Here is a 22,996-nt window from a genome sequence, read left to right on the forward strand (position 1 = left end):
AAGAGCGCGGCTCATTAGGTACTGCTGATGGCTGGCTTCGACCAATTGCGGGCATTCATCTCTATTTGTAGATGTTGGCAATGACGCTTTTGGCCAAAACAATGGAAGTCGTGTTCATCCTCGCTGTAGGCACAGGTGTGTTGGCGCACATTTATGGATCTTTGTACTGGTTTCCAATGTGGCGAGCCGGATTCCGCAAGCTGGAGAAACATAAAGGATATCGCAGAAAAGCGGCAATTGGATATACAATATTCGGCATTGCTCTCGCGGTTGCATTTGCAGCTCGCGCCATCGCCGAACGCTGGGGTGGCGGCTGGCAATAACGACCGCTCCCCGTTCCATGGCCGACATTCGATGCCGATGCGGGGCGTATAGCCGCAAACGACCGTTAGTTGCCGCTAATCTCCTCCCTGTGGCGCAGCCATGGGGAGGTGGCAGCCCGAAGGGCTGACGGAGGGGCGTTTGACGCGACGTCGCAGCCCCTCCACCATCGCCTGCGGCGACGGTCCCCCTCCCCACGGCTCCGCCGCAGGGAGGATACGGCGCTCTCGTCACCCCGGACTTGATCCGGGGTCCACGACGACGGCGCAGCTATGGATGCCGGATCAAGTCCGGCATGACGAAAGAGGCTGAGGAAACGTCGGCTCTCCACCCCGAAACAGCCGAGGCCGTCAGCGCAGCGTCATCGTGTCACCTTCGACGTTGACCGCGGCGAGCTTTGCCAGAAAGCTCTGGCCGAGCAACGATACGCCCATATCGGCGTCGATCACCGCGGCTTCGACCTGCCGGACTTCGATCCCCTCGATTTCGACGCTGTCGAGCATGACGGTACGCATCGGGACGTCACCGCCCGCCGTACGCGCGGTGCCCGTGATGGGAAGGCGGTCGACGTCGATGCCAAGCGACCGGGCGTCGCTCCGCGTCAGAGCGACGATCGATGCGCCGCTGTCGACCATGACCCGAATATTCGTGCCGTCGATGTCCGCATCGGCATAGAAATGCGAATCGCCCGATCGCGCAAGCAACACCTCGCGCGGCCGACCCGTTTCCCCCCGGGCTTCAGCCGCGGCCATCGACAGGTCTTTGCGAACCTTGTGCGTCGTCCAATTGTCGTGATTGCCCGAAACGCCATTCGACGTTTCGACGGCATCATCGGACGAAGACCGGCTGGCGACGCTCGCCATACCGACCGAAACCACCGCGATTACCGCAGTCAACCCGAGAAAGCGCCCCAACATGAGGCGCTTTTTCGCAAAAGAGAGTTGGAGATTGGTTAAGCGGGCTCGCCCCGTTCGATGAATGCGCGCCAGGTCGGCGTCTCGCCGCGAATGCTGTAAGCGATCCGCGCGCAGGCATAGTGCCGGCCCGGCCTATTGTCAGCCTCGGCGGCGGTCGTCGGCCATGGTCCGGTGCCGTCACCGCCCGCCGCCCAACAGACGAGCGCCTCTGCCTCCTGCCCATTTTCGATTGCGGCGCGTTCGGCGGCGCCGAGCGACGCCGGCGCACTCCAGCCGAGGATCGCGCGATGAGCAAAACCCTTTGAGAAAAGCGCGGGCAGAAAAGGACTGTCGCGATCGACCAGCAAACCCCGGACGCCCGCACGGTCGGCTGCGGACAGCCACTGCCCGCCAAGCAAAGGCGCCCATTGCGCCTCGTCACGCGAGGCGAGCGCCCTCGCCAACTCGTCCGCCGCAGCCGCGAAGCGCGGCGTCCAAGCCGAACCGGCGTCGAGTGGTGCGAGTTTCGAAGCGGGCTGCGCCACCTCGGGCTCGGTGGGCAGCAACGATGCCGGCGCCGCATATAGGGGGACCGGCAAGGCGAAGACGGCGACAAGCGCCGACGAAATCAGCAAAGCGCGCATGTCGGGAAGTCTAGCAGCAAAGGCTGCATCTGTCATGAACCGGCGGCGAGCCCCTCGCGCAGCCAACCGGGTGCGGCAGCAGCGTCGATATTCTCGGCCCGCCGGTGCTCGACCGACCAGCCAAGTTCGGGCCAGGCGATCACCTGTCGCTTTTCGTCGGCCTCGGCGATCGGCACGACGACGAGCCGCCGGTTGACCTTTTGCCGCCAGTTCATCCGGGCGGTATTTTCCTGCCCGACGTAACAGCCCTTGGTGAAGCTGACGCCGTTCAGTTCCGCCGCGTTGCATTCGAGCCAAAGCGTCGTTCCGTCGCCGAGTTCGGCGCGCCCCTCGGTCACGCCGAGCGCGAGCCGGTGCGCCTGCCACCGCGCGTCGGCCCCCTCCCCCTCATCCGCCGGGGCCAGCCAGCGTTGCCCGAGTCCGGAAAGTCGCGGATCGACAACGCCGAGGTCGCCTTCCGGCGCCCAATGAACGCAAAGCGTCTCTTCGCGCGTGATCGTGATCGCGCGGCGCAGGCGATAGAGCGTCAGCCTTTTGGCGAGATCGCCCGCCGCGTCGCGCTCGCAGTCGATGAGAATATCGTCGCCGTCGCCCCAGATCAGGAAGTCGAACAGCGCCTTGCCCTGCGCGGTGAGCAGCGCCGCCCACACCGGCAGATTACCCGACGTGTCGTTGGTGACGAGCCCCTGCAGAAAGCCGCGGACGTCCTCCCCCGACAGACGGATGAGGGCGCGGTTGGTCAGCGTTGTCGAGAGGGTGGTATTGGACATGGCGATAATCTAGGGACGCGGCAGCCAAAGCCAAGCCCACTTACGACGAGTCTTTTCGATGACCGACCGCCTGACGATCCGCCGCCCCGACGACTGGCATGTCCATTTGCGCGACGGCGCGATGCTCGATCATGTCGCGCAATATACCGCGCGCCAATTCGCGCGCGCGATCATCATGCCGAACCTGTCGCCGCCGGTCACGACCGCCGAAGAGGGCGCGGCGTATCGCGACCGCATCAACGCGGCGGTGCCCGCGGGGATCGATTTCACCCCGCTGATCGTCGCGTACCTCACCGATCAAAGCGACCCGGACGAGATGGCACGCGGCCACGCGGAAGGCGTGTTCACCGCCGCTAAGCTCTATCCCGCGCACGCGACCACCGGCAGCGCGCACGGCGTCACCGACATCGCAAAGATCATGCCCGTGCTCAAGCGCATGGCCGAAATCGGTATGCCGCTGCTGATCCACGGCGAGGTCACCGACCATGAGGTCGATATCTTCGACCGCGAGGCGGTGTTTATAGAACGCACGCTGAAGGGGCTTGTCCGCGACCTGCCGGACCTGAAGATCGTCTTCGAACATATTACGACGTCCGAAGCGGTCGATTTCGTGATGGCCGCCCCCGCCAATATCGCTGCGACGATCACGCCGCAGCACCTCCACATCAACCGCAACGCGATGCTGGTCGGCGGCATCCGGCCGCACGCCTATTGCCTGCCGGTAGCAAAGCGCGAGCAGCACCGGCTTGCCGTCCGCGCCGCCGCGGTGTCGGGGTCGCCCAAATTCTTCCTTGGCACCGACAGCGCACCGCACGCGGTCCACACGAAAGAAGCCGCCTGCGGCTGCGCCGGCATCTTCAACGCGCCCTATGCGCTCGAATCCTATATCCAGGTGTTCGACGAGGAAGGCGCGCTGGACAGGTTCGAGGGTTTTGCCAGCGAGCATGGCCCGAATTTTTATGACCTGCCGCTAAATGACGCGACGATCACGCTGGAACGTGGCGAAACCGTCGTTCCCGACAAGATCGGCGAAGTCGTCCCCTTCCACGCCGGCGAAACGCTCGGCTGGCGGCTGGTTTCCTAAGCGGCGACCACCCGATCGGCGCGTATCTTGCGCAGCATGTCGAAACTGAACACCGCGATGCTGACCCATATCAGCAGGAAACAGGCGAGCTGCACGGGTTTGAGCGGCTCGCCGAAGACGAACAGCCCGAGCAGGAACTGCACCGTCGGCGCGAGATACTGGACGAAGCCGAGCGCCGCATAGCTCATCCGCCGCGCCGCGGTGGCAAAGAGCAAAAGCGGCACGGCGGTCACGATCCCGCCCGCCATCAACAAGAGACTGATCGACCCGTCCGATCCGAAACCGCGCCCGTCGCCCGCCCAGAGGTAAAAGGCCGAGACCGCCAGCGACGGGATGAGCAGCACCGTCGTTTCGACCGCAAGCCCCGGCAGCGAGCCCACCGGGACGACCTTGCGAATGAGGCCATAGATGCCGAAGGAAAAGGCCAGCGTCAGGCTGATCCACAGCGTATCGAGCGCGCCGGCGAGCAGGATCGCGACGCCGACCCCCGCGATCACGACCGCCACGAGTTGCAACCGCGACAGCCGCTCGCCGAGGAAGATCATGCCGAGCATCACATTGACGAGCGGGTTGAGATAATAGCCGAGGCTCGCCGCGAGCACATGATCGGTGAAGATGGAGAAGATATAGACGAGCCAGTTGACCGCGATCAGCAGCGCGCTGGCTATCAGCAGCCGCAGCGTGCGCCAATCTTTCAGCGCGGTCAGATAGTCGCCGATCTGTTTGCGGAACAGCATGATCACGAAACAGAGCGGCAGCGACCAGATGATCCGCTGGGCAAGCACCTCGACCGGCGGGACGCTGCTGAGCAATTTGAAGAAGAGCGGGACGAAACCCCAGATGCCATAGGCCGCGAGCGCATAGGGCAAGCCGCCCTGATTGCTCCCCGAGGGGGCCGGTGTCTGTGCCATGGCTCTCTGAACTGTCTAAATGATCAGATGATGCCGCCGCCGAGCATCAGGCGGATGACGCCGATGACGATGACGACGATATTGAGGTTCCGCCCGCTCGTCTTGTCCGACATCGCACCGAGCGCGAGGCCGACGACGGCGAAAGGAACGATCACCCAATTCGCCCAGCCAAGCAGCGGGATGAACGCAAAAACGGCCAGAACCAAGGCGATAGCGCCAATGACGAGCGATCCGATATTGAGCATGGCGGAGTTGTCGCATGCCGCTGCCGATGCGGCAAGAGCCTTTCGGTTCATCGACAGGAACACTCAATTCGTCTTGTTGCCTAGGGTTAATGCAACGGGTTCGGCACCCGGCTCGTTTTCCCCTCGAAGCGCCCGGTCCCGTCAAGCGGGATGAGGCGTCGAAACCAGGAAAGGATTTGACATGCGTAATTTCTCGAAGGGTCTGATGGGCGCGTTTGCCGCCGCCAGCGTCGCCCTGACCGCCCCTGCCTATGCGGGTATCGCGGCCCCGGCCAAGGCCGATGGTTTCCATCAGCTCGACCAGTCGTCGAACTTCTATCGCAAGAAGGATCGTCGCTATTACGCCCGTGACGAGCGGATCGGCCGCAACACCCGCGTGTGGCGTGGCGAGGACGGCCGTTATCGCTGCAAGAAGGATAATGGCACGACCGGCCTTCTGATCGGCGGCGCGGTGGGCGGCCTGGCCGGCCACGAAATCGCCGGCGGCGGTGACAAGCTGCTGGGTACGATCATCGGTGCCGGTGCCGGCGCACTGATCGGCCGCGAGGTCGACCGCGACAAATATCGCTGCCGCTAAGGGTTTACCGCAACCGTCTCGAGTACGGGTTCGAGACCCCTCCAGCCCGTACACGCTGATGGCGAGGGCACCGGTTAACGCCGGTGCCCTCAAGCGTATCCGCTTGCCGAATACGCCCTCTTGTCGCAGAAGCGTCGGCCATCTGCGGGAGATTATATAATGTTGAATGGCCCCCTGCTCGTCACCGAGCGGCTGATCCTGCGCCCACCGTCGGCCGAGGATTTCGACGGCTTTGCCGAAATGTGCACCGAGGAAGACACGATGCGCTTTATCGGCGGCACCAGCCCACGGTCGGCCGCCTGGCGCCAATGGTGCACGCTGGCGGGTGCCTGGCATATTCGGGGTTTTTCGATGTTCTCGGTGATCGAGCGCGCGACCGGCGAATGGGTCGGACGACTTGGCCCGTGGGAACCCGACGGCTGGCCCGCCCCCGAAGTCGGCTATGGCGTGCGCGCCAAATTTGCCGGCAAGGGCTATGCGTTCGAGGGCAGCGTCGCGGCCTGCGATTTCGCGGTCGAATTCCTGAAATGGCCCGAGCTGATGCACAGCATCGACCCCGCCAACACGCGATCGCAAGCGCTCGCGAAACGGCTCGGCGCAACGAACAGCGGCCCGACCCGCCTCCCCGCACCGTTCGAGGACGCGCCGGTCGACGCATGGACGCAGAGCGCCGACGCGTGGCGGGTCAAGCGCAAGGAATTCCTGCCTTGAGCGATCGGTATATCGACCCTGAACGCGCGCAGTTCGACGCCTTCAAGGCGCTGCCGCGCGACACCGTTATCCAGATGCTTAACCTCGTTCGCTTCAAGGCTGCGGCGACCTACCCCGACGGGCACCCGCTCGAGGGAAAGGGACTGACGGGCGCCGAAGCCTATGCCAACTATGGCAAGGACAGCGGCCCGGTGTTCCAGCGCGTCGGCGGCAGCGTGGTTTGGAGCGGCACGATGGAAGCGATGGTGATCGGACCGGAGGACGAGCTTTGGGATGCGGCCTTTATCGCCCGATATCCAAACAGCGGCGCCTTCATGGAAATGGTCACCGACCCGGTCTATCGTGAGGCCGTGATTCACCGTCAGGCCGCCGTCGAAACGTCGCGACTGATCCGCTGCGCGCCAAAAGCGTCTCGCTCCGAGACAGTTTTCGGATAACAAAGCCCGGCCCATTAACTCATTTTATTTGGGCCTTTTAGAGCGAAATCGGGCATTCCCCCTCAAGGATAAGGGAGTGTTAGCGATGATGTTGCGCGGAAAATGGCTGGTTGCCGGCCTGTTGATGGCGGCGGCTCCGCTCGCCGGGTGCCGGGACAATCCCGATGCCAAGGCCGAGCTCGCGCCGCTGGACGACGGACTGACCAGCTCCGATCCCGCGATCAAGGGCGCGCTCGAAGACAAGATCATGGTCGACCCCAAGCTCGCGGGTCAGGCGAACAAGAATGCCGTGGGGCCGGGTAACCGACCCGTCGATGGCGGCGTTCCCGGCGTCGCGGGCGGCAAGGCCGCGACCGCCGCCGAAGCCGCGGCAGCGCTGTCGGCCGGGAAATTGCTGACCGCGCCGAAAGCCCTGCCGTTCGAGGCCGGCTGTGACGGCTGCGAAGCGAAGCAGCGCCCCGTTACGATCGGCGCATTGGCCCGCGACCAGAACAAAGGCGCGTGCGACGCCAAGCTGACCTATGGCAACGCATGGGCCGACCGACTGCCCGCCGCGTTCAAAGTCTATCCGCGCGCGACGCTGCGCGAAGCGGCGGGCATCGCCGGCGGCAAATGCAACATCCGCGTCGTCAATTTCCAGACCGCGGCATCGATGCAGGCGGTGCTCGATTATTATCACACGATGGCGATCCGTGCGGGTTATTCCAGCGACCACCGCGTCAACGGCAACGAGCATATGCTCGGCGGCACCAAGGGCGACCTTGCCTATGTGCTGATGATGCGCCGCGACGGCGGCATGACCGACGTCGATCTGGTCGCGTCCGGCGGCAAATAAGCCGACTTACATGACGCAATGAAAAGGCCCCGGGGAGAGGGATACCCCGGGGCCTTTATCATGCTTGCGTGACGAGCAAGCGGTCAGATCTTGTCGCCGAGCGCGCCCTGGATCTTGCCCTTCAGATTCTGGGCTTCGCCCTTGCGCTCCTGCGCCTCGCCTTCGGCACGCAGGCGCTCGTTGTCGGTCGCCTTGCCGGCCGCCTGCTTCACATTGCCGGCAGCTTCATTGGCGAGGCCTTTTGCCTTTTCGGTCAGTTCACCCACGGGGTTTCTCCTTGGCTTTTTAGAGGCGGGAGGGGCTCGCCTCTTGCAGGAGAAACGGGCGGCGCCGTCCGACGTTGCACCGCGTGGGATAAGGCGTTGCAAAGGAAGGATGTAAGGGGCGGCTTGGGTGGGGAGCTGCCATCCCCAGGCCCGAACCCGCCGCCTTAAATCAGCCCCGCCAGCGGGCTCGACGGGTCGGCATATTTGCGCAGGCCCATCCGGCCCGCGAGATAGGCGTCGCGCCCGGCCTCGACAGCGCGCTTCATCGCGCGCGCCATCAGGATGGGATCTTTTGCCTCGGCAATCGCGGTGTTCATCAGCACGCCGTCGCAGCCAAGCTCCATCGCCACCGCCGCGTCGCTCGCCGTGCCGACGCCGGCATCGACGAGCACCGGCACCGACGCGCCCTCGACGATCAGGCGGATCGTCACGCGATTCTGGATGCCGAGGCCCGAGCCGATCGGCGCGCCGAGCGGCATGATCGCGACCGCGCCCGCATCCTCGAGCTGCTTTGCGGCGATCGGATCGTCGACGCAGTAAACCATCGGCAGGAAGCCCTCTTTCGCGAGCACCTCGGTTGCCTCCAGCGTCTCGCGCATATTGGGATAAAGCGTCTTCGCCTCGCCCAGCACTTCGAGCTTCACCAGATCCCAGCCTCCCGCTTCGCGCGCGAGGCGCAGCGTGCGGATCGCGTCGTCGGCGTTGAAGCAGCCCGCGGTGTTCGGCAGATAGGTAATCTTTTTCGGATCGATATAGTCGGTCAGCATCGGCGCGGCCGGATCCGACACATTGACGCGGCGCACCGCGACGGTGACAATTTCCGCCCCCGACGCCTCGACCGCCGCGGCGTTCTGTTCGAAATCCTTATATTTGCCGGTGCCGACGATCAGCCGCGACGTGAACGTCCGGCCGGCGACACTCCACTGATCCGCTGACAACTCAACCGCCTCCTACGAAATGAACGATTTCCAATGCGTCACCCTCGGCGAGCATGACGTCGGCGAGCGTCGAGCGCGGCACGATCTCGCGATTGCGTTCGACCGCGACCTTCTTGACGTCGAGGCCGAGCGACGCGACGAGATCGGCGATGCTGCCTTCGCGCACCTGCCGGGGTTCGCCATTGAGAATGACCGCGATCACCTGAAATCCGCCTCGCTTTGCCTTTTGCCGAGCAGCCCATATAGGGGGAGCATCCTCCGCCGCAACCGAAAGCCCGCGCCTTGCCCGATCCGCAAACCGTTTATGTCCTCAGCGGCCCGAACCTCAACCTGCTCGGTACGCGCGAGCCCGAAATCTATGGCCATGACACGCTGAACGACATCCATGCGCGGCTGGAGGCGCAGGCCGCCGGGCTGGGACTGCGGGTCGAATGCCGCCAGACGAACCATGAAGGGGTGCTGATCGACTGGCTGCACGAGGCCTATGTCGCCGGCGCCAAGGCGGTGCTGCTCAACGCCGGCGGCTATACGCACACCTCGATCGCGATTCACGATGCGATCAAATCGATCAAGGTGCCGGTGATCGAGGTCCATTTGTCGGACCCGATGAAACGCGAAGAATTCCGGCATTTAAGCTATGTCGGCATGGCCGCGGCCGCGCATTTTGCAGGTCATGGCGCGAACAGCTATACGCTGGCGCTGGACGCCGCCGCCCGTCTCTGACAATAGGGCGCATCAAAAACGGGGTCTGAGCGTCCTGATAATGGACGCCGCAACAACAGGAAAATTCTCATGGGTGACCATAAAGACAATGGCATCAACATCGATCCGGCATTCGTCCGCGCACTGGCCGAATTGCTCGACGATACGCAGCTTTCGGAAATCGAGGTCGAGGACGGCGAGCGCAAGGTTCGCGTCGCCCGCACGCTGACCGCCGCCGCCGCACCTGTCGCTTATGCGCCTGCGCCGATCGCAGCGCCCGCCGCCGCCGCGCCCGCTGCTGCGGCACCTGCCGCGGCCGCCGCGCCTGCCACCGATAATTTCGCCGACGCGGTGAAATCGCCGATGGTCGGCACCGTCTATCTCGCGCCCGAACCCAGCGCCCCGAACTTTGCCGCCGTCGGTTCGGCGGTAAAGGCCGGCGACACGATCCTGATCATCGAGGCGATGAAGGTGATGAACCCGATCACCGCGCCCGCTTCGGGTACGCTGAAGGCCGTGCATGTCGAGAACAGCCAGCCGGTCGAGTTCGACCAGCCGCTGTTCACCATCGGCTGAGGCCCCACATATGGGCATTGAAAAGCTTCTGATCGCCAACCGCGGCGAGATCGCGCTGCGCATCCATCGCGCGTGCCACGAAATGGGCATCAAGACCGTCGCGGTGCATTCGACCGCCGATACCGACGCGATGCATGTCCGGCTGGCCGATCAGGCCGTTTGCATCGGCCCGCCGGCCGCGAAGGACAGCTACCTCAACATCCCCGCGATCATCGCCGCCGCTGAGATTACCGGCGCCGACGCGATTCACCCGGGCTATGGCTTCCTGTCCGAAAACGAGCGTTTCGCCGAGATCATCGAAGCGCATAATATGATCTTCGTCGGGCCCAAGCCCGAGCATATCCGCACGATGGGCGACAAGGTCGAGGCGAAGCGCACCGCGGTCGCGCTCGGCCTGCCGGTCGTTCCGGGTTCGCCGGGCGCCGTCACCTTCAACGAGGAAACGAAGACGCTCGCGAAGGAAATCGGCTACCCCGTCCTGATCAAGGCCGCCTCGGGCGGCGGTGGGCGCGGCATGAAGGTCGTTCCCGACGAGGACAGCCTCGAAAGCCTGATGGGTCAGGCTTCATCCGAAGCGGCGGCCGCCTTTGGCGACCCGACCGTCTATATGGAAAAATATCTCGGCAATCCGCGTCATATCGAATTTCAGGTCTTCGGCGACGGCAAGGGCACCGCGATCCACCTCGGCGAACGCGACTGTTCGCTCCAGCGCCGCCACCAGAAGGTGCTCGAAGAAGCCCCCTCGCCGATCATCTCGGCCGAGGAACGCGCGCGCATGGGCGGCATCTGCGCCGATGCGATGGCGAAAATGGGCTATCGCGGCGCAGGCACGATCGAGTTCCTGTGGGAAAATGGCGAGTTCTTCTTCATCGAGATGAACACGCGCATCCAGGTCGAACATCCGGTGACCGAAATGATCACCGGTTTCGACCTCGTCCGCGAGCAGATCCGCATCGCGGGCGGCGCCGGGCTTTCGGTCAAACAGGAAGACCTGGAATTCCGCGGCCATTCGATGGAATGCCGCATTAATGCCGAGGATCCGCGCAGTTTCCTGCCCTCGCCGGGCAAGGTGACCAACTATCACGCCGCGGGCGGCATGCACGTCCGCGTCGATAGCGGGCTCTATGCCGGCTATTCGATCCCGCCCTATTACGACAGCATGATCGGCAAGCTGATCGTCTATGGCCGCACGCGCGAAAGCTGCATGATGCGGATGCGCCGCGCGCTCGAGGAAATGGTGATCGGCGGCGTCAAGACGAACATCCCGCTTCATCAGGCGCTGCTAGCCGATCCCGACGTCATCCACGGCGACTATACGATCAAGTGGCTCGAGGAATGGCTGGCCAGACAGGACGAAGCGGCGAAAGACTAGTCGCACCGGCCATCCCGGCATTGGAGCTTTGGAACTGCGACGGACTGTGCCGCAGCTCACTTTAACTGTGGATGTTTTTTGGCTATGGCCTTTAACCATGGCCAAAAACACTCCCATTTCCGCGCGTCACACTGCGGCGCTTCTCCTCCCGCTGAGCCTGCTCGCGGCCCCTGCCCTCGGGCAGCAGGTCAAGGAGGATTCGGTCATCCTGCAACCCGACAAGGTCAAGGATGACGCCCCCGTGGTTGCGGCGCAGATCGACATGCCGAGCTGGTCGGAAGACAATGCGACCGCACTGTTGAGCTTCATCGAAAAGGTCGGCGACGAAGGCCTGTTTGCGAAGGATTACAACCCCGACGGCCTTGCCGCCGCGATCCTTGGCGGCGACCAGGCGAAACTCGACAAGACCGCGACCGACAGCTTTCTGCTGCTCGCGACGCATTTGCGCGACGGGCGCACGCCCAATGCGGCGCGCAAACAATGGTTCATGGTCGACAGCGACGGCGACAGCGAGCCCCTTATCTCGCTTCTCACCGCGGCGCTCGGTGCCGGCACGGTGAAGGAAACGCTCGCCACGCTCGACCCGGTGCATCCCGATTTCGCGGTGCTCAAGGCGTCGCTCAAAAAGGCGAAGACCCCTGCCGACGCCAATGCCATCCGCGTCAACATGGAACGCTGGCGCTGGATGCCGCGCGCGCTCGGCGAACGCTATGTCGTCAGCAATGTTCCCGAATATGTGACGCGCGTCGTCCATGGCGGTACGATCATCGCGACCCACAAGGCCGTGGTCGGCAAGAATTCGACCCCGACGCCGCAGCTCAACCCGATGGCGACGGGCATCATCGTCAACCCGACGTGGACGCTGCCGCGCAGCATCATCAACGAGGGCATCGGCGCGACGATCGCACGCAATCCCGCCTCGGCGCGCGCGCAGGGCTATACCTGGACAGGTAGCGGCAAAACGCTCTCGGTCGTCCAGCAGCCCGGCGCGAACAATGCGCTGGGCGTGATGAAGATGGAGATGCTCAACCCGCACGCCATCTACCTCCACGACACGCCCTCGAAGGGCGCCTTCGCCGCCGCCGCGCGCGCGTTCAGCCACGGCTGCATCCGCACCGAGCGGGCGCTGCACTTTTCGGGCCTGATGGCGGTGATGTTCGCCGGAAAAAGCCCCGAGGAATTCGGCGAAGCGATCGCAAGCGGCAAGACGACGCGCTTCGGCTTCGACAGCCCCTTCCCGGTCTATGTCGCCTATTGGACCGTCATCCCCGACGGCAAGGGCAACGTGAAGAAGCTCTCTGACATCTATGGCCGCGATGCGCCCGTAGTCGCGAGCTTCGCCAAGCCAGGCCGTCCGACCGCGACGATCATCGCGCCGAAGCCGCCCGAAGTCGTGCCGACGGTGACGACGGCGCGCGCGACGACGCCGGGAACCAGCGGAATTTATTGAACAGCACCCCGGCTTGCCCGGGGCGCCCTTCTGCGGATTTAATCCTTCTCGCCGGTTTCGACCAGCCCGTGGCCCACGCTCACGCGCTCGTCGAAGACGAAGCAGCTGCCGTGCCAGCGGCTTTCGGCCTCGGGCACCTGTTCCAGATAGGCGAGAATGCCGCCTTTCAGGTGGACGACATCCTCGACGCCCTCATGGCGGAGAAAGGCGGTCGATTTTTCGCAGCGGATGCCGCCGGTGCAGAACATCGCGACGCGCTTGCCCGCAAAGCGGTCGGCATTGGCGCGCCACCAGTCGGGGAAGTCTCCGAAGCTTTTCGTCTCGGGATCGATCGCACCCGCGAAGCTGCCGTAACCGACCTCGAAACCGTTGCGCGTGTCGATGAGCACCGTGTCGGGATCGTCGACGAGCGCGTTCCAGTCGGCGGGATCGACATAGGGCGCGGCTTCGCGCGCCGGGTCCAGCCCCGGCACCTTCATCGTGACGATCTCTTTCTTGAGCCGCACCTTCATCCGCCCGAACGGCATGTCGGCGGCGGTCGAATATTTGACATCGAGCGCGGCGCAATCGGGCAGCGCACGGATATGACCCAGAACCGCCGCGATCCCCGCCTCGGTTCCGGCGATCGTGCCGTTGATCCCCTCGCGCGCCAGAAGCAGCGTGCCCTTTACTCCTTCGGCCGCGCACAGCTCGAAAAGCGGCTGGCGCAGGGCGGCGGGATCGTCGAAGGACGCGAAGCGATAGAGGGCGGCAACCTGGAACATGCGCGCGCCATGTAGGCGCGATTGGGCTCTAGCGAAAGGGATCGTGCCGCCCGGTCGCATATTGCGCCATCGCCATAGTCGTCCATTGCGCGTTGACGCGGATGCAGCTGGGGAAAACGCTGGCGTCGGTGACGAACACATTCGTCGTGCCATGGACGCGGCATTCGGGGTCGACGACGCCATATTGCGGATTTTCGTTGATCGCATTGCCGCCGTGCGGGTGGCTGCTCGATAACGTCACATCGTCCTGTTCGCGGATCGCCGCCTTGAAGAAGGCATCGATATCCATGTCGGGCGTGACCTTTTGCCCCTTTGCGAGCGCCGGATAGCATTCGAGCGCGCCGGCCGCGAAATGCACCTTGGTCAGCGTCGCCATCGCGCGGCGCAGCATCGGCAGGTCGTCGTCGACGTCGAGACGGAATTTGAGCTTTCCGTCGACGATCTGCCCGCGCCGGTCGGCGGGAAAGAGGATGCCCGCCGAATGGACGCGGCCGAAATTCTTCATCCGCTGCGAATGGTCGGCGAACCAGCCGGGCATCAGCGACGCCATCGACATCGGCGGCTGAAAATGGCTTTCGAGCAGGAAATCGCCGCAGTCGACATAGCTCGACATCTGATCCTCGTCCCACGCATCGCCGCCCGCACCCTCCGGCATCAGCGCGACGACCGGCGAAGCGACGTTGAGCGAAACCTGATAGCCGGTGCCGTCGATGTCGCTGCGGTCGAGTAGCTTCGACGAGGCGATCGTGCCCGCCGCGACGACGACGCCAACGCGCGCGCGGACGAGGCGGCTCGATCCGTCGGGCAGGATCAGCTTCACCGCCTCCGCCTCGCGCCGGCCGTCGGCGGCGGTCTGCCACAATATCTGCTGCGCCTTGGTATCGGGCAGGATGCGTGCGCCGCGATCGCGGCACGCCTGCGGCAGATAGGTCTGCGCGACCCCCATGCGGCGGCCATAGGCGCAGCCCGAATTGCAATAGCCGCAATAGGCGCAGGCGGTCGGCGTATTCGGCGGGCCGAAATTCTTGTCGAACCAGTCGGTGATCGCGCGCTTGTCCATCGGGTTGTCCGAGGTGTCGGCATAGGCGTGCCAGCCGTTGATCAGGTGCGGACCGTTGTGGCGTCCGCTGCGCGGCTCGATCCGCGCGATGCCGAGCATGTCCTTCACCGCATCATAGCTGTCGTGAAAGGCCGCCGCGTCGACCGGCGCACCGATGATGGCCCATTTGGCGAGCACATCCTTCGCATCGGGGTGTGTCCGGCCGGGTTCGTTGACGCGCAAACATATCCCGTTGTTGATCGTCGACGATCCGCCGACGCAGCGCCCTTGGAACACGACGAAATCGCGGTTCGTCGTCGTCTGGACCGCGCCATGTTTGTAGAGCCTCGCGATCATGTCGAGTTCGTGATGGGTGATCGCATGGCTGGGGTAGAAGGGCCCCGCCTCGACGATCAGCACCTTATAGTCCCAACCCGCAATATTATAGGCCGCGACCGCCCCACCCGCGCCCGAACCGATGACGATCACGTCATATTCGTCCTCGAGGCTGTTGGCATCGAGGATATGTGCGGGGTCGATTTCTCGCCCGCGGACGGGGGCGAGCGGCATGTCGTAGCTGCCGCGCTGACGGAATTTGGGCAGCGTGAAGCCGATCTGGCGGTGGACGGGGTTGGCCGCATTCGCGTCCTGATCGCCGGGTTCGAGCCCAGGCTGCCAGTGGCCATAATAGCAGGCGTAGATGATCCCGCGCAGCCGGCCCATATCTTGAAACAGGTCGATGCTGCTGTCGCGCATCCGATCCTCGATCCGCTCGACGCGCGTCGCGACATCGACCTCGGCAAACATCGGCCCGAGAACGATTTCGGTCGCGGTCAGCGAGAGCTGGATTTCCTTGAGCTTGGTGCCGCCGATCTTGCCGAACAGCTCTGTCACATTGGCGACGACCTGATCGGGCGTGATCGCCATCTCGGCGCCGTCGAACAGCGCCTCGGTCAATGCCTTCAAAAATTTGAGCTGCCCGAAATTAAACGGTGCCGTCATCGCCCTGCCCCCAGATTACCGCACACTGCAAATGCCGCGTTATACCGGGCGCGGGCAAGCTGTATTGTACGGGATCGCCAGTTATGCGGTGCGGGCGAGCGTTTCGGCGGGCAAGAACGGCTCCACGGCGGCCATTGCGCGCGTCACATAATCCGCTTTCTCACCGACGGGCGCGACATAGTGGAGCGCCTCTTCCGCGGCCGCCGTCCCGGCGAGCCGAGCGATGATCCATGCCGCAAGATATTGCGACGCAAGGCATCCGCCCGCGGTTGCGACATTGCCGTGCGCGACGAAGGGCGCGTCGAGCACCTCGACTCCCGCCTCGATCACCCACGGCTTGGTCGTGAGGTCGGTGCAGGCGGGGAGATCGCCGATCAGTCCGAGCTTCGCGAGCAGCAATGTTCCCGAGCATTGCGCCCCGATCAACTGACGCGCCGGATCGAGCCGGATGCGGCCGAGCATCAGCGGGTCGGCCGCGATCTCGCGGGTCCTGATGCCGCTGCCGATAATCACCGCGTCGGCCTTGGCTGCGAAGTCGAGCGGCTGCTGGCGCTCGATCGTTACCCCGTTCATCGAGGTCACGCGCGGCGTCGGCGCGGTGATATGCGCTTCCCAACCCTGCCCGCGCAGGCGGTTCAGGATGGCGGCGGCGACGAACGAGTCGAGTTCGTTGAAGCCGTCGAAGGTCAGCACCGCAATCTGCACGTCAAAACTCCTTGTACAAAAGCCGGCTTATATCGCGCCTTCGAAGATATCCTCAAGCCAGCGCACGCGCGCCGCATCGTCGCGGGGCGACGCGAGATAGCGGCCCCATGCGCCGCTTTCGTGCGCGACGATGCCGAGTTCCCAGACGCAGAAGGTCGGACGAACGACGCCCGCAGCAGGGGGACAGGCGGGATCAAAGGGCGCGAAGGCCTGCATGTCGCCTTGGCGATACCACACTGCCTCCCACAATTCGTTCGATCCACGCCACACCGACAAAAGCAGGAAATAAAAATCGGCGCCGCAGCGGTGGAGGATGACGAAACCGCAATCGCCGGCCGCCAATGTCGTCGAAGCGTGCCGGTCGAACCAGTCCGCGCAATATTTTGCCACGTCATCCGGAACCGGGGCATCGACCGCGGTCAGATGATAGAGTTTCAGCGCCGCGCCGCCCATTTCGGCGACGCCGCGAAAGACAGCGTGCTTGGGATAGTGACGATAGGCAGGATCGACGGTGACGGACATGGCGGACCTCATCTCTGTTCCGCTTATGTTCTAATCGTCGCCGATCCTCCCGGCAATCGTCTTTTGGCTCAGGCCGCCTTTTTTGCCTGCCGATATTTGTGGAGCAGCGGTTCTGTGTAGCCCGATGGCTGCGTTACGCCTTCGAAAATCAGGGCGCGCGCCGCTTGATATGCGATGCCGTCGGGCGTCAGCTTTTCGTAAAGCGCGTCGCCAGCGTTCTGCGCATCGACCTTCGCCGCCATGCGCGCCAAGGCGGCATCGACCTGCTCGGCGGTGCAGACACCGTGGAGCAACCAGTTGGCGAGCGCCTGACTGGCGATGCGCAGCGTTGCACGGTCTTCCATCAGGCCGACATCGTCGATGTCGGGCACCTTCGAACAGCCGACGCCCTGATCGATCCAGCGCACGACATAGCCGAGGATGCCCTGGCAATTATTGTCGAGCTCGCGGGTGATTTCGGCGTCGCTCCAGTTGCGGCCGGTCGCGACGGGGATGTTGAGCAGGCGGTCGAGCGAGGGCACTGCCTCGCCGGCGATCTCGCGCTGGCGGGCGAACACATCGACCTGATGATAGTGCAGCGCGTGGAGCGTCGCCGCGGTCGGCGACGGCACCCATGCGGTGTTCGCGCCCGATTTCGGGTGGCCGATCTTGGCGTCGAGCATCGCACGCATCAGGTCGGGCATCGCCCACATGCCCTTGCCGATCTGCGCCTTGCCCGAAAGCCCGCAGGCAAGGCCGATGCGGACGTTGCGGTCCTCGTAGGATGCGATCCAGTCGCTCGCCTTCATCTCACCCTTCGGGATCATCGGGCCCGCGCGCATCGAGGTGTGGATCTCGTCGCCGGTGCGGTCGAGGAAGCCGGTGTTGATGAAGACGATGCGGTCCTTCACCGCTTCGATGCAGGCGGCGAGATTGGCGCTCGTGCGGCGCTCCTCGTCCATCACGCCGACCTTCATTGTGTGGCGCGCGAGGCCGAGCATATCCTCGACCGCGTCGAACAGGCGATTGGTGAAGCCGCACTCCTCCGGCCCGTGCTGCTTGGGCTTCACGATATAGATGCTGCCCGCGCGGCTGTTGGTCAGCGTGCCGAGGCCCTTCAAATCGTGGAGCGAACAGAGGCTGGTGATGACCGCATCGCAGAGCCCCTCGGGCGCTTCGGAGCCGTCGGCGAGCCGGATCATCGGCGTCGTCATCAGGTGGCCGACGTTGCGGACGAACATCACGCTGCGACCGTGGAGCAGGAAGGGCTCGCCCGACGGCGAAGTCCATTCGCGGTCGGCCTCCATCGCGCGCGTCACGGTTTGACCGCCCTTGGCGAAGCTTTCGACGAGGTCGCCGCGCATCAGGCCGAGCCAGTTGGTGTAGCCGAGCGCCTTGTCCTCGCCATCGACCGCGGCGACGCTGTCTTCGAGGTCGATGATCGTCGTCAGTGCGGCTTCGAGGATGACGTCGGCGATGCCGGCAGGGTCGGTCTGACCGATCGCACTCGCCGAATCGATCACCAGTTCGATGTGGAGGCCATTGTGCCGGAGCAGGATGCCGCCGGGCTTCGTGCCGACGCGTTGCGCGGGATCGGCGAGGATGAGATCGCCGCCCTGCCAGTCGGCCCAGCTTCCCGAGGCGAGCGGGGCCGCTTCGTCGAGGAACGCCTTGGCGCGCGCGATCACCGCAGCGCCGCGCGTCGCATCATAGCCGCCGGGCCGTGCCGGCGGCGCGTCGAGTGCGTCGGTTCCGTAGAGCGCATCGTAAAGGCTGCCCCAGCGCGCATTGGCGGCGTTGAGCGCGAAACGCGCGTTCAACGCGGGGACGACGAGCTGCGGACCGGCCATCGTCGCAATCTCGGGATCGACATTCTGCGTGCCGACCTGAAACGGTGCGGGTTCGGGGACGAGATAGCCGATGTCGGCGAGGAAAGCCCGATAGGCAGCAGGATCATGCGCCTGTCCGGCGCGCGCTTCATGCCAGGCGTCGATCTGCGCCTGCAGATCCTCGCGCTTTGCCAGCAAGGCGGCATTCTCCGGCGCAAATTTGCCGAGCAGGCCCGCGAAATCGCTCCAGAATTTACCGACATCGAGCCCCGTTCCCGGCAGCGCACGCTGCTCGATGAAATCGGCAAGACGCGAATCGACGGACAATCCGGAACGATCGAGATATTCAGTCATGTAAGCACCCTCTGGTCGGCGCGGCTGCGCCAGTGAATCCGGGGAGGAAAGGGCCGCCGGGCTATGCCGCGATTGGTTTCAATTGGCAATGGAGCTTTCCAAACCCGTTCGTATATATTATGCTGCAACGCACAACATAATAAACTCTCCCCAAGAACGATCCTGGAAATCATGGACGACACACGACTGAAACTGATGGAAGCCATCGCCCGCAAACGGCTGGTGACGGCGCAATATAATGGCCAGGTGCTGACGCTGGCTCCCCACCTGCTGTTCGAACGCCGCGGCGACCTGTTCGTCAGCGCGCTCAACCTCAACAAGAGCTGGCGGTCGGACGAAGATCCACGCCTCGGCCATTTCAAGCTCGGCGGCCTCGCATCGATCGAACTTAGCGAAGACGAGTTCGATCCCCTTCCCGGCTTTGAACCCGCGCCGCCGCGCGAAGAAGACACCCCCCTCCTCGCGGTCTGAAATCAGGGCGGTCTGAAATCAGGCAACCCCGAGTGCTGGCGCCGGCGCCAGTTCGGCGATTGCGACGCGCACCTGATTCCGCCCGCTGGTCTTGGCACGGTAAAGCGCGGTGTCGGCGCGATGCAGCAGGTCGGGCAGATTTTCGTGCCGCATCGCCTGGGCCACGCCAAAAGAGGCGGTGAAGCGGCGATCGACGCCGAGTACCGGCAATTGCGCCGCCGCGAAGTCCGTGCGAACCGCCTCGGCATATAGGCGCCCGTCGGACAGCAGCGCCGCCGGCAACAGGACCGCAAATTCTTCGCCGCCGACGCGGCCGACGATGGCGTCGGACGGCGCGGCTTTGGACAGCATTGCCGCAAAATGCGCGATAACCCCGTCGCCCGCTGCGTGACCGAAGCTGTCGTTGATCTGCTTGAAATGGTCGAGGTCCGCCGCGATCATCACCATATCTTCGTCGCCGCGCTGAAGCGCCTCCTCGGCATGGCGTTCGAACCCGCGACGGTTCAGGACGCCCGATAGCGGATCGGTCTCCGATCGGGCGATCATCTCGGCCGTCGTGTCGCGCATCGTCACCAGCAGCATCACAAGGCCGGTCGCCATCAGCACGACAACGCTGCCGCTTTGCGAGATTGCCGCATAAGTCGTCGACATATAATCCTGCGGCGAGCGCCCCGTCCCCACCATCATCGCGAACAGCGGCTTCAGAAGATAGATCAGCGCCGAGACCGCCTGAAGCACGACCAGCAGCAGGTCGAGCGGCTGCCTACGTCCCGAGCGCCAGATCATGACGCCGAACAGCGCCTGCATGGCGAAATAGGGCAATTGATAGAGCGTCAGACGCAATATCGAGCCATAGGCCATGCTGAAGATGACGGGCACCAAAAGAACAGTTGCGATCCAGATCGCCGTCATCGCGGTCCAAGGCGGCTCGACGCGATAATGGCGCGCGACCCCGATGAGCGCGAAACTGAGTGCCGAGAGAAAGACGAGGAAGATGCCGACGCTCGCAGGCACAGGGTCCGTCTGTTGCCGAAGCAGGAATTCCAGGCTGACGTTGACGATCCCCATGCCGCATCCGAGCGCAAGCCACCCGGCGCCGCGCGCCAGCCGGTTGGTTACGGCGACCACGGCAAAGGCCACGGCAAAAATGCCGGCCACAGAGATATTGATGCCAAGAACAAAGGCAGCAGTCATCGACCCACTCATCATCAGTCCGGGCAGCGTAGCGACGCTGTTCCGAACTTTCGGTTAATGCATTGCGATTCGGTGCAAATCACCCGCTCCTTACCCAAAGACGCGGCGCACGGCAGTGACTTGCTGCACAGCGAAGACAAAATAGCCGGCCGGGGGTGCAAAAGCCGCTCGCCGCTCGCTATAGCCCAAGCATGGCCAATCTTACCGCAACCGAAAATGCCGCACTCGAACGCGCTGCCGACGCGCCGATGCTGGCGCAGGTCGAGACATGGGCAGCGATCAACAGCGGCACCGGCAATCTGGCGGGATTGAAGACCGTCGCGGGCAAATTGGCCGATGCTTTTGCGGTGCTACCGGGCGATGTCCGGCTCGTCGCCGCCGATCCGGTCGAAAGCGTCGACAGCGCGGGCACCGTCAACATAATCCAGCGCGGCGACCATCTGCATGTGCGCGTGCGGCCCGAGGCGCCGGTCCAGTTGCTGCTGACCGGACATATGGACACGGTGTTCGCCGCCGATCATCCGTTCCAGACGCTGAGATGGCTGGAGGACGGCGTCCTCAACGGCCCCGGCACCGCCGATATGAAGGCGGGTATTTCGGTGATCCTAGCGGCGCTCACCGCGCTCGAAACCTCGCCGCTCGCCAGCCGCGTCGGTTATGACGTGATGATCAACAGCGACGAGGAAACGGGAAGCCAGGCATCGGCGCGGCTGATCGCCGAGCTGGCGAAGGGCAAGACCGCCGCGCTGACCTATGAACCCGCGCTGCCCGATGGCACGCTCGCCGGGGCGCGGCCGGGCAGCGGCAATTTCTCGGTCGTTGTTCATGGCCGCGCCGCACATGCCGGGCGCAATCCGCAGGACGGGCGCAACGCGCTGCTCGCCGCCGCCGATCTTGCGCTGCGCCTCGGCGCGCTCAAATCCGATACGCTGAAGGTCAACCCCGCGAAGATCGACGGCGGCGGACCGAATAATATCGTCCCCGATCAGGCGATCCTGCGCGTCAACATGCGCCCCATGACCCCCGATGCGATGGCGGCGGCCGAAGCGGCATTGCGCGATACGATCGCCGCGATCTCACGCGAGCATGATGTGCATTGCCACGTCCATGGCGGCTTCAACCGTCCGCCCAAGCCGGTCGATGCCGCCGCGACGCGCCTGTTCGAGCTGGTGCGCGACTGCGGCGCGGCGCTCGGCCTGCCGCCGATCAGCTGGAGCGCGACCGGCGGCGTGTGCGACGGCAACAATATCGCGGCGTGCGGCGTTCCCGTGGTCGACACCATGGGCCCGCGCGGCGGCGCAATCCATTCGTCGGACGAATTTCTGATCGTCGACAGCCTCGCCGAACGGGCCAAGCTGTCGGCCCTAACCATGACAAGAATAGCGGAACGGGGGACTGTGTGAATTATGTGATCCGGGCGGCCAAGCCGGGCGACCTGCAAAGCATTTACGAGATGGCGAAGCTGACCGGTGGCGGCTTTACCAATCTGCCCCCCGACAAGAAGGCGCTGTCGGCGAAGCTCGAACGCACCGAGGCGTCGTTCGCGAGCGACAAGGATTATCCGTCGGACGAGCTGTACCTGCTGGTACTCGAAGATATGGATAGCGGCGAAGTGCGCGGCACCTGCCAGATTTTCGGTCAGGTCGGCCAGCGCTGGCCCTTTTATTCCTATCGCATCGGCACCGACAGCAAGCATAGCGAGCAGCTCGACCGCACGTTCCACGCACAGGTGCTGATGCTGAGCAACGACCTCAACGGCGCGTCCGAAGTCGGGGGCCTGTTCCTGCACCCCGCGGCGCGCGCCGGCGGGCTGGGGCTGTTGCTCGCGCGATCGCGCTACCTGTTCATCGCGCGGCACCGCGCACGCTTCGGCGACCGCATCCTCGCCGAACTGCGCGGGGTGATCGACGAGGCGGGCGGGTCGCCTTTCTGGGACGGCGTCGCGGGCAAATTCTTTGGCATGAATTTCCAGGAAGCCGACCAGTTCAACGCGGTCCACGGCAACCAGTTCATCGCCGACCTGATGCCCAAGCACCCCGTCTATATCGCGATGCTGGGCGATCATGCGCGCAGCGTCATCGGTGTGCCCCACCCGACCGGCCGCGCCGCGATGCGCATGCTGGAGAATGAGGGCTTCGCATTCGAAAATTATGTCGACATCTTCGACGGCGGCCCGACGATGACCGCACGCACCGATCAGGTCGCGAGCGTTCGCAACGCCAAGCATATCGAAATTTCGGCGATCGCCGAGACGGGCGACGATGCGCTGGTCGCGACGGGGCAGCTTGCCGATTTCCGCTGCTGTTTCGGCAAGGTCGGCGCGGGTTCGACGATCGACAGCGAGGCCGCGAAATTGCTGGGCGTCGGCAAGGGCGCCGAGGTCAGCTGGATCGGCCGCTGAC

Annotated in this window: 27 protein-coding genes; 13 read left to right on the top strand and 14 right to left on the bottom strand. The window is 64.3% G+C overall.

The window, feature by feature from the left end; translation table 11 throughout:
- Positions 1–80 precede the first annotated feature (80 nt).
- Positions 81–323: a hypothetical protein gene (locus BLW56_RS20475; protein ID WP_143043526.1), complete on the top strand. Its 243-nt coding sequence runs from the start codon at positions 81–83 to the stop codon at positions 321–323.
- A 348-nt stretch (positions 324–671) separates the two neighbouring features.
- Here the strand turns inward: BLW56_RS20475 and BLW56_RS19870 are convergent, their stop codons facing one another.
- Genes BLW56_RS19870 through BLW56_RS19880 form a run of 3 tightly spaced genes read right to left on the bottom strand, consistent with a single transcriptional unit; the run spans position 672 to position 2,631 of the window.
- On the bottom strand, positions 672–1,238 hold the full coding sequence (locus tag BLW56_RS19870) for a retropepsin-like aspartic protease family protein (RefSeq protein ID WP_093512966.1): 567 nt from the start codon (positions 1,236–1,238) through the stop codon (positions 672–674).
- Positions 1,239–1,273: 35 nt separating this feature from the next.
- The gene (locus tag BLW56_RS19875) at positions 1,274–1,861 is read right to left on the bottom strand and encodes a hypothetical protein (RefSeq protein ID WP_093512968.1); all 588 of its coding nucleotides are present in this window, start codon (positions 1,859–1,861) and stop codon (positions 1,274–1,276) included.
- Between the two features lie 32 nt (positions 1,862–1,893).
- Entirely contained in the window at positions 1,894–2,631 is a 738-nt protein-coding gene (locus BLW56_RS19880) for a CAF17-like 4Fe-4S cluster assembly/insertion protein YgfZ (protein WP_093512969.1), read from the bottom strand.
- A 58-nt stretch (positions 2,632–2,689) separates the two neighbouring features.
- On the opposite strand from BLW56_RS19880, the gene pyrC reads away from it, so the two are divergent.
- Complete coding sequence (pyrC, locus tag BLW56_RS19885; protein WP_093512971.1) at positions 2,690–3,715, top strand: dihydroorotase; 1,026 nt, start codon at positions 2,690–2,692, stop codon at positions 3,713–3,715.
- Here the strand turns inward: pyrC and rarD are convergent.
- A complete protein-coding gene (rarD, locus tag BLW56_RS19890) occupies positions 3,712–4,626 on the bottom strand; it encodes an EamA family transporter RarD (RefSeq protein WP_093512973.1) in 915 nt (304 codons plus the stop codon). The genes pyrC and rarD overlap by 4 nt on opposite strands.
- 23 nt (positions 4,627–4,649) lie before the next feature.
- Complete coding sequence (locus BLW56_RS19895) at positions 4,650–4,871, bottom strand: membrane protein (protein WP_039572978.1); 222 nt, start codon at positions 4,869–4,871, stop codon at positions 4,650–4,652.
- Between the two features lie 181 nt (positions 4,872–5,052).
- Here BLW56_RS19895 and BLW56_RS19900 point away from each other — a divergent pair, with 181 nt between their 5' ends.
- The 4 genes from BLW56_RS19900 to BLW56_RS19915 all read left to right on the top strand — a co-directional run bounded on the left by BLW56_RS19900 (position 5,053) and on the right by BLW56_RS19915 (position 7,431).
- On the top strand, positions 5,053–5,448 hold the full coding sequence (locus BLW56_RS19900; protein ID WP_093512975.1) for a glycine zipper 2TM domain-containing protein: 396 nt from the start codon (positions 5,053–5,055) through the stop codon (positions 5,446–5,448).
- A 159-nt stretch (positions 5,449–5,607) separates the two neighbouring features.
- Positions 5,608–6,159 (top strand): GNAT family N-acetyltransferase, encoded by a 552-nt coding sequence (locus BLW56_RS19905; protein WP_093512976.1) that lies wholly within the window; start codon positions 5,608–5,610, stop codon positions 6,157–6,159.
- The gene (locus BLW56_RS19910; RefSeq protein WP_093512978.1) at positions 6,156–6,596 is read left to right on the top strand and encodes a DUF1330 domain-containing protein; all 441 of its coding nucleotides are present in this window, start codon (positions 6,156–6,158) and stop codon (positions 6,594–6,596) included. The genes BLW56_RS19905 and BLW56_RS19910 overlap by 4 nt, the downstream gene beginning before the upstream one ends.
- 85 nt (positions 6,597–6,681) lie before the next feature.
- Positions 6,682–7,431: a hypothetical protein gene (locus BLW56_RS19915; RefSeq protein WP_093512980.1), complete on the top strand. Its 750-nt coding sequence runs from the start codon at positions 6,682–6,684 to the stop codon at positions 7,429–7,431.
- A gap of 83 nt (positions 7,432–7,514) precedes the next feature.
- Here the strand turns inward: BLW56_RS19915 and BLW56_RS19920 are convergent, their stop codons facing one another.
- From BLW56_RS19920 to thiS, 3 genes are all read right to left on the bottom strand, one after another.
- The gene (locus BLW56_RS19920) at positions 7,515–7,697 is read right to left on the bottom strand and encodes a CsbD family protein (protein ID WP_093512981.1); all 183 of its coding nucleotides are present in this window, start codon (positions 7,695–7,697) and stop codon (positions 7,515–7,517) included.
- A 164-nt stretch (positions 7,698–7,861) separates the two neighbouring features.
- Positions 7,862–8,635, bottom strand: a complete 774-nt coding sequence (locus BLW56_RS19925; RefSeq protein ID WP_093512983.1) for a bifunctional sulfur carrier protein/thiazole synthase protein — start codon at positions 8,633–8,635, stop codon at positions 7,862–7,864.
- Position 8,636: 1 nt separating this feature from the next.
- On the bottom strand, positions 8,637–8,837 hold the full coding sequence (gene thiS, locus BLW56_RS19930; RefSeq protein ID WP_093512985.1) for a sulfur carrier protein ThiS: 201 nt from the start codon (positions 8,835–8,837) through the stop codon (positions 8,637–8,639).
- 80 nt (positions 8,838–8,917) lie between these two features.
- On the opposite strand from thiS, the gene BLW56_RS19935 reads away from it, so the two are divergent.
- From BLW56_RS19935 to BLW56_RS19950, 4 genes are all read left to right on the top strand, one after another.
- Positions 8,918–9,358 carry a type II 3-dehydroquinate dehydratase gene (locus tag BLW56_RS19935; RefSeq protein WP_093512987.1) on the top strand — a complete coding sequence of 147 codons (441 nt, stop codon included), beginning with the start codon at positions 8,918–8,920 and terminating at the stop codon, positions 9,356–9,358.
- Between the two features lie 69 nt (positions 9,359–9,427).
- Positions 9,428–9,913 carry an acetyl-CoA carboxylase biotin carboxyl carrier protein gene (accB, locus tag BLW56_RS19940; RefSeq protein ID WP_093512989.1) on the top strand — a complete coding sequence of 162 codons (486 nt, stop codon included), beginning with the start codon at positions 9,428–9,430 and terminating at the stop codon, positions 9,911–9,913.
- 10 nt (positions 9,914–9,923) lie between these two features.
- The gene (accC, locus tag BLW56_RS19945) at positions 9,924–11,285 is read left to right on the top strand and encodes an acetyl-CoA carboxylase biotin carboxylase subunit (RefSeq protein ID WP_093512990.1); all 1,362 of its coding nucleotides are present in this window, start codon (positions 9,924–9,926) and stop codon (positions 11,283–11,285) included.
- 97 nt (positions 11,286–11,382) lie between these two features.
- Positions 11,383–12,735 carry a L,D-transpeptidase family protein gene (locus BLW56_RS19950; RefSeq protein WP_093512992.1) on the top strand — a complete coding sequence of 451 codons (1,353 nt, stop codon included), beginning with the start codon at positions 11,383–11,385 and terminating at the stop codon, positions 12,733–12,735.
- Positions 12,736–12,773: 38 nt separating this feature from the next.
- Here the strand turns inward: BLW56_RS19950 and BLW56_RS19955 are convergent, their stop codons facing one another.
- The 5 genes from BLW56_RS19955 to BLW56_RS19975 all read right to left on the bottom strand — a co-directional run bounded on the left by BLW56_RS19955 (position 12,774) and on the right by BLW56_RS19975 (position 18,929).
- Positions 12,774–13,499: an oxygen-dependent tRNA uridine(34) hydroxylase TrhO gene (locus tag BLW56_RS19955; protein ID WP_093512993.1), complete on the bottom strand. Its 726-nt coding sequence runs from the start codon at positions 13,497–13,499 to the stop codon at positions 12,774–12,776.
- A gap of 28 nt (positions 13,500–13,527) precedes the next feature.
- Positions 13,528–15,540 (bottom strand): GMC family oxidoreductase N-terminal domain-containing protein, encoded by a 2,013-nt coding sequence (locus tag BLW56_RS19960; protein ID WP_093512995.1) that lies wholly within the window; start codon positions 15,538–15,540, stop codon positions 13,528–13,530.
- Positions 15,541–15,621: 81 nt separating this feature from the next.
- Positions 15,622–16,245 (bottom strand): DJ-1/PfpI family protein, encoded by a 624-nt coding sequence (locus BLW56_RS19965; protein WP_093512997.1) that lies wholly within the window; start codon positions 16,243–16,245, stop codon positions 15,622–15,624.
- A 27-nt stretch (positions 16,246–16,272) separates the two neighbouring features.
- On the bottom strand, positions 16,273–16,767 hold the full coding sequence (locus tag BLW56_RS19970; RefSeq protein WP_093512999.1) for a hypothetical protein: 495 nt from the start codon (positions 16,765–16,767) through the stop codon (positions 16,273–16,275).
- Positions 16,768–16,835: 68 nt separating this feature from the next.
- The gene (locus BLW56_RS19975) at positions 16,836–18,929 is read right to left on the bottom strand and encodes a malate synthase G (protein WP_093513001.1); all 2,094 of its coding nucleotides are present in this window, start codon (positions 18,927–18,929) and stop codon (positions 16,836–16,838) included.
- A gap of 171 nt (positions 18,930–19,100) precedes the next feature.
- Here BLW56_RS19975 and BLW56_RS19980 point away from each other — a divergent pair, with 171 nt between their 5' ends.
- Positions 19,101–19,400 carry a hypothetical protein gene (locus tag BLW56_RS19980; RefSeq protein ID WP_093513002.1) on the top strand — a complete coding sequence of 100 codons (300 nt, stop codon included), beginning with the start codon at positions 19,101–19,103 and terminating at the stop codon, positions 19,398–19,400.
- Positions 19,401–19,418: 18 nt separating this feature from the next.
- On the opposite strand, the gene BLW56_RS19985 is transcribed toward BLW56_RS19980, so the two are convergent.
- Complete coding sequence (locus BLW56_RS19985) at positions 19,419–20,594, bottom strand: GGDEF domain-containing protein (protein ID WP_093513128.1); 1,176 nt, start codon at positions 20,592–20,594, stop codon at positions 19,419–19,421.
- Between the two features lie 191 nt (positions 20,595–20,785).
- Here BLW56_RS19985 and BLW56_RS19990 point away from each other — a divergent pair, with 191 nt between their 5' ends.
- Positions 20,786–21,997 carry a hydrolase gene (locus BLW56_RS19990; protein ID WP_093513004.1) on the top strand — a complete coding sequence of 404 codons (1,212 nt, stop codon included), beginning with the start codon at positions 20,786–20,788 and terminating at the stop codon, positions 21,995–21,997.
- A complete protein-coding gene (locus BLW56_RS19995) occupies positions 21,994–22,995 on the top strand; it encodes an arginine N-succinyltransferase (RefSeq protein WP_093513006.1) in 1,002 nt (333 codons plus the stop codon). Before BLW56_RS19990 ends, BLW56_RS19995 begins: the two co-directional genes overlap by 4 nt.
- Position 22,996 lies beyond the last annotated feature (1 nt).

The sequence above is a fragment of the Sphingopyxis sp. YR583 genome (assembly GCF_900108295.1).
GTDB lineage: Bacteria > Pseudomonadota > Alphaproteobacteria > Sphingomonadales > Sphingomonadaceae > Sphingopyxis.

Coding starts and splice junctions, on each gene's coding strand:
- rarD (WP_093512973.1), bottom strand. CDS start 4,626: ATGGCACAGACACCGGCCCCCTCGGGGAGCAATCAGGGCGGCTTGCCC.
- BLW56_RS19875 (WP_093512968.1), bottom strand. CDS start 1,861: ATGCGCGCTTTGCTGATTTCGTCGGCGCTTGTCGCCGTCTTCGCCTTG.
- BLW56_RS19955 (WP_093512993.1), bottom strand. CDS start 13,499: ATGTTCCAGGTTGCCGCCCTCTATCGCTTCGCGTCCTTCGACGATCCC.
- BLW56_RS19985 (WP_093513128.1), bottom strand. CDS start 20,594: ATGACTGCTGCCTTTGTTCTTGGCATCAATATCTCTGTGGCCGGCATT.
- accB (WP_093512989.1), top strand. CDS start 9,428: ATGGGTGACCATAAAGACAATGGCATCAACATCGATCCGGCATTCGTC.
- BLW56_RS19950 (WP_093512992.1), top strand. CDS start 11,383: ATGGCCAAAAACACTCCCATTTCCGCGCGTCACACTGCGGCGCTTCTC.
- BLW56_RS19895 (WP_039572978.1), bottom strand. CDS start 4,871: ATGCTCAATATCGGATCGCTCGTCATTGGCGCTATCGCCTTGGTTCTG.
- BLW56_RS19980 (WP_093513002.1), top strand. CDS start 19,101: ATGGACGACACACGACTGAAACTGATGGAAGCCATCGCCCGCAAACGG.
- BLW56_RS19880 (WP_093512969.1), bottom strand. CDS start 2,631: ATGTCCAATACCACCCTCTCGACAACGCTGACCAACCGCGCCCTCATC.
- pyrC (WP_093512971.1), top strand. CDS start 2,690: ATGACCGACCGCCTGACGATCCGCCGCCCCGACGACTGGCATGTCCAT.
- BLW56_RS19960 (WP_093512995.1), bottom strand. CDS start 15,540: ATGACGGCACCGTTTAATTTCGGGCAGCTCAAATTTTTGAAGGCATTG.
- BLW56_RS19870 (WP_093512966.1), bottom strand. CDS start 1,238: ATGTTGGGGCGCTTTCTCGGGTTGACTGCGGTAATCGCGGTGGTTTCG.
- BLW56_RS19905 (WP_093512976.1), top strand. CDS start 5,608: ATGTTGAATGGCCCCCTGCTCGTCACCGAGCGGCTGATCCTGCGCCCA.
- BLW56_RS19915 (WP_093512980.1), top strand. CDS start 6,682: ATGATGTTGCGCGGAAAATGGCTGGTTGCCGGCCTGTTGATGGCGGCG.
- BLW56_RS19970 (WP_093512999.1), bottom strand. CDS start 16,767: ATGTCCGTCACCGTCGATCCTGCCTATCGTCACTATCCCAAGCACGCT.
- accC (WP_093512990.1), top strand. CDS start 9,924: ATGGGCATTGAAAAGCTTCTGATCGCCAACCGCGGCGAGATCGCGCTG.
- BLW56_RS19975 (WP_093513001.1), bottom strand. CDS start 18,929: ATGACTGAATATCTCGATCGTTCCGGATTGTCCGTCGATTCGCGTCTT.
- BLW56_RS19990 (WP_093513004.1), top strand. CDS start 20,786: ATGGCCAATCTTACCGCAACCGAAAATGCCGCACTCGAACGCGCTGCC.
- BLW56_RS20475 (WP_143043526.1), top strand. CDS start 81: ATGACGCTTTTGGCCAAAACAATGGAAGTCGTGTTCATCCTCGCTGTA.
- BLW56_RS19900 (WP_093512975.1), top strand. CDS start 5,053: ATGCGTAATTTCTCGAAGGGTCTGATGGGCGCGTTTGCCGCCGCCAGC.